The sequence below is a fragment of the Stenotrophomonas sp. MH181796 genome (assembly GCF_009659995.1).
In the GTDB taxonomy this organism is placed as follows: Bacteria; Pseudomonadota; Gammaproteobacteria; order Xanthomonadales; family Xanthomonadaceae; genus Stenotrophomonas; species Stenotrophomonas riyadhensis.
This window is the reverse complement of record NZ_RAHU01000018.1, coordinates 1-4,444: the sequence shown is the minus strand read 5'-3', so window position 1 is coordinate 4,444 and position 4,444 is coordinate 1. Positions and strand designations below refer to the sequence as shown.

Annotated in this window: 5 protein-coding genes; all 5 read left to right on the top strand. The window is 66.7% G+C overall.

What is annotated here, in order from left to right:
* A partial coding sequence (locus tag D5301_RS23880) for a methyl-accepting chemotaxis protein (RefSeq protein WP_228756506.1) occupies positions 1-422 on the top strand: 422 nt, incomplete at its 5' end.
* Between the two features lie 158 nt (positions 423-580).
* The gene (locus D5301_RS23875) at positions 581-1,354 is read left to right on the top strand and encodes a flagellar brake protein (protein WP_110712205.1); all 774 of its coding nucleotides are present in this window, start codon (positions 581-583) and stop codon (positions 1,352-1,354) included.
* A gap of 260 nt (positions 1,355-1,614) precedes the next feature.
* A complete protein-coding gene (locus tag D5301_RS23870) occupies positions 1,615-2,106 on the top strand; it encodes a chemotaxis protein CheW (RefSeq protein WP_049401162.1) in 492 nt (163 codons plus the stop codon).
* Positions 2,107-2,242: 136 nt separating this feature from the next.
* Complete coding sequence (locus D5301_RS23865) at positions 2,243-2,626, top strand: hypothetical protein (RefSeq protein ID WP_010482470.1); 384 nt, start codon at positions 2,243-2,245, stop codon at positions 2,624-2,626.
* 101 nt (positions 2,627-2,727) lie between these two features.
* Positions 2,728-4,444: MCP four helix bundle domain-containing protein (locus D5301_RS23860; RefSeq protein WP_153857073.1), on the top strand; the 1,717-nt coding region annotated here is incomplete at its 3' end.

Below are 4,444 nucleotides of genomic sequence, written 5' to 3'. Positions count from 1 at the left end.
CCAGCCTGGTGCACCAGGCCGGCAGCACCATGGGCGAGATCGTCGCCTCGGTGCAGCGCGTCACCGACATCATGGCCGAGATTTCCGCCGCCTCGCAGGAGCAGTCGGCCGGCATCGAGCAGGTCAACCAGACCGTGGTGCAGATGGACGAAACCACCCAGCAGAATGCGGCACTGGTGGAAGAAGCCACCGCCGCCGCGCGTGCGATGGAAGACCAGGCGGTGCAGCTGGGTGAAGCCGTGGCCCGCTTCCGGCTGGCATCTCAGGGAACGACGGCCATCCCGGCACGCCCGCTGGCGGCACCGGTACCGCGCCAGGTCGCGGCCGCCGCACCTGCGGCAAAGCTGGCTCCCGCGCGCCCACTGCGCAGCCCCGCGGCACAGCCGGCACTGGCCGCGGACGGCGACTGGCAGGAGTTCTGATCTACCCGGGGTCGGATCCCTCTTCTGCGGAAGAGGGATCCGACCCCGCACGCATGGAAAGTGATGCAATTCTCACTTCATAATCCGACGCAGAGGCCGATATCCCCATCGAGCCTCGCGCCAACGCGTGCTGGCGCCCGCCCCTGACCGTAGATTCCATGTCCGACGGCAACGACACTGCAGTGCATGATGTCCACGCGGCTGATGCCGCCGACGAACGTTTCCTGGTCCGCAACCCGCGCCAGCTGCGGCAGTTGCTGCGCTCGCTGATCGACCAGCGATCACTGATCAATGCGCATATCGACGGTCGCGACCGCTCGTTCCCGACCGCATTGCTCGATCTCGATGAGGACGAGGACACTCTGCTGCTCGATGGCAGCCCGCAGGAGGCGTCCAACCGTGCCGCCGAACAGGCTGACCACCTGCTGTGCTTTGCCCAGCTCGAGCGCGTGCTGGTGCGGTTCCGCCTGCACGAACTGCAACGCGTGGACAACGACGGTCACGTCGCCTTCCGCGCCCCGTTGCCGGACGAACTGGTGCACCTGCAGCGCCGCGAGCTGTACCGGTTGGAGACCCCGGTCACCGACTCGCCGCATCTGCTGCTGCCACCCGGCGAAGCACGTGCCGAAGCGCTGTCGATGCGGGTGGTGGACATCAGCGGTGGCGGTCTGGCCGTGGTGGTCCCCAATGACTGCGCGGTGTTCGGCCTGCAGAAGCGTTATCCGGCACAGCTGTCGCTGCCCGACGGCCCCGACCTGGACATCGAGCTGGTCGTCTGCAATCTACTGCCGCAGCGCCAGCCCAACGGCATCGAAGTCAAGCGCGTGGGCATGCGCTTCGAAACCCTGCCGCGCGGCGCCGACAGCGCCATCCAGCGCTACATCTTCCGCATCGACCGCCAGCGCAAGGCACGCCGTAACGGCGAGCTCTGAGACGGTCCAACCGGTAGTGTCGGCCGCTGGCCGGCAACCCTGGAACGTATACCGGGGTCAGATCCCTTTTCCCTGAAAAGGGATCTGACCCCCATCCCCGACAACGTGGATACGGCCGCTGCCGGCCAGCGGCCGGCACTACCGCTTCCCGTGTAGATCCACGCCATGCGTGGATGCCTTCCCCGGGCACCTAAAGTCCCCCGACGAGGGGCCGATATCGAGCCTGACACCGGGACTTCCGGCAGAACCAGGACCCCTCGATGAACGACAAGACCAGCTCCGCCGCCAGCGCCGGTGGCGAATTCCTCAGCTTCACCCTCGGTGCCGAGCACTACGGCGTGGACATCCTCAAGGTCCAGGAAATCCGCGGCTATGACGCGGTCACCCGGGTCCCGGATGCACCGGACTACATCAAGGGCGTGATCAACCTGCGCGGCACCATCGTGCCGGTCATCGACCTGCGCCTGAAGCTGCGCCTGGACGATGCCCGCTACGACGCCTTCACCGTGATGATCGTGCTGAACGTCGACGACCGCGTGGTCGGCATCGTCGTCGACAGCGTCTCGGACGTGATCCCGCTGTCGGCCGAGCAGATCCGCCCGACCCCGGAATTCGGCGCCGCCGTCGATACCCGCTTCATCTCCGGCATCGGCACGCAGGACGACCGCATGCTGATCCTGCTCGACATCGAGACCCTGCTGGACAGCGCCGACATGGGCCAGGCCAGCGTCGTTGAAGACGCCGCTGCCTGATCGAACGGACCTGCTTCACGTTCTGGTCACAAAACCCTTCAGTTCCCTCCGGCAGTGCCGATAGGGGGACAGAAGCCGGTCGCGCAGGAGCGCGCAGGACCGGAACGACCATCACCATCCCCGGAGATACACCTCGATGAAGTCCCTGCTTGCGTTCGTTTCGGCCGCTGTCCTGGCCACCACTGCTTCCGCCGCGTTCGCCCAGTCGGCCGACATGATCCCGCCGGAACTGGCACCGCGCTCGGTCGGCAAGGACGGCATGGTCTGCGGCAAGGTCGAGAAGGCCCGCTACGCAGAAGGTTCCGAAGGCCAGCCGACCTTCCTGTACATGGGCGGCGCCTTCCCGCGCCACACCTTCTCGGCCCGCATCGCTGGCGAGAACCGCGGCAAGTTCTCCTTCCCGCTGGAAACCCTGGAAGGCAAGACCGTCTGCGTGATCGGCAAGATCCAGCGCGACGCCTCGCGCGCCGAAATCGAAGTCAGCTCGCCGGCCGGCCTGAAGCTGGCCAACATCAAGTAATCCGCTGTCCGTCGAACCACGCCGGACCTGGTGCCGGCGTGGTTTCTGCTGCAACCGGGCCCGATGCCCGGGCGCGTCTGCCTTAGGAGCTCGCAACGCCCATGCCGTGGATCAACAACCTGAAACTGATGCCGAAGCTGCTGCTGACCTTCGGTGTCCTCCTGCTGGTGATGCTGCTGCAGGGCATCGTCGCCTATCGCGGCCTGCACTCGCTGAACAACGTCACCACCGAGTTGGCCGGTTCACGCATGGAGAGCATCCGCATGGCGGGCGAAATGCGCGGCATGCTCGGTGAGTACCGCAACGCCGCGTACCAGCAGCTGATCCGCGCCAGCGACGACGTCAAGGCCGACGCACGCAAGCAGACCGTTGAACTGCGAGAGAGCATGGACAAGTCGATCAAGGGCTACCCGGCACTGGTCGACAATGCACAGCAGAAGAAGCTGTTCGACACCTTCGCCAAGGAATGGAAGGACGCCCTGGCCTCCTATGACAGCGTCACCGAGATGCTGGAACTGGACCTGCCGGACGACGCCATCGATACCTTCGTCGGCGAGACCCGCACCAAGCACCGTAAGGCCGCTTCGGCGCTGGAAGCGTTGATCGCCGAAGACAACCGCCTCGCCCGCGCCTCGCGCGAAGAGGCCGAATCCACCTACTCCGCCTCGGCCGTGCTGACCGTGATCGCCCTGCTGGGCGGCGCCGCACTCGGCCTGGTGCTGGTGTGGCTGTTTGCCCGTGCCCTGGTCGGCAGCGTGCGCGGCGCCGTCTCGGTTGCCAACGATGTGGCCGGCGGCAAGCTCGATGGCCACATCGACGTCAGCCGCCAGGACGAAGTGGGCGAACTGATGCAGGCGATGCAGCGCATGCAGCGCGATCTGCGCGAGCGCATCGAGACCGACCAGGCCGTCGCCCGCGAGAACCTGCGCATCCGTACCGCGCTGGATTACAGCTCGACCGGCGTGTACCTGACCGACACCAGCAACACCATCGTCTACAGCAACCGCGCCCTGCAGCAGACCCTGAGCCAGTACCAGGACGAAGTCCGCCGCGACCTGCCGGACTTCGACGCGCAGGCCTCGCTGATCGGCAAGCCGGTCACCGTGCTGGAGCATCGCGGCGAGATGGACCAGACCCTGCTGGGCAACCTGAAAGCACACGGCGTCGCCCGTCGCCCGATGCAGTACGGCGATGCCCAGTTCGCCCAGGTGGTCTCGACCATCCGCAATGAAGGCGGCGACACCGTCGGCTACGTGGTGGAATGGCGCGACCGCACCCAGGAAGCGCTGGTGGAAGCCGAAGTGGCCCGCGTGATCGCCCAGGCTGCTGCCGGCGACCTGTCCGGCCGCATCGATTCCAGCGACAAGGAAGGCTTCTTCCTGCAGCTGGCCCAGCAGATCAACGGCCTGCTCGACGCCAACGCCGGCAGCATCGAACAGATCTCCGGCCTGCTCGCCGCGCTGTCGCAGGGTGACCTGACCGTGCGCATGCACGGCGACTACCAGGGCGTGTTCGCCCGCATGCGTGACGACGCCAACGCCACCGCCGCGCAGCTGAGCGAGATCGTCACCCGCATCAAGCAGTCCAGCCGTGCGATCAGCTCGGCCGCCGGCGAGATCGCATCGGGCAACAGCGACCTGTCGCGCCGCACCGAGCAGCAGGCCGCCAACCTGGAAGAAACCGCCGCCTCGATGGAGGAGCTGACCTCCACCGTGCGCCAGAACGCCGAGCATGCCCGCCAGGCCAACCAGCTCGCCATCGGCGCGCATGGCGTCGCCTCGCAGGGCGGCGATGTGGTCGGCCAGGTGGTCACCACCA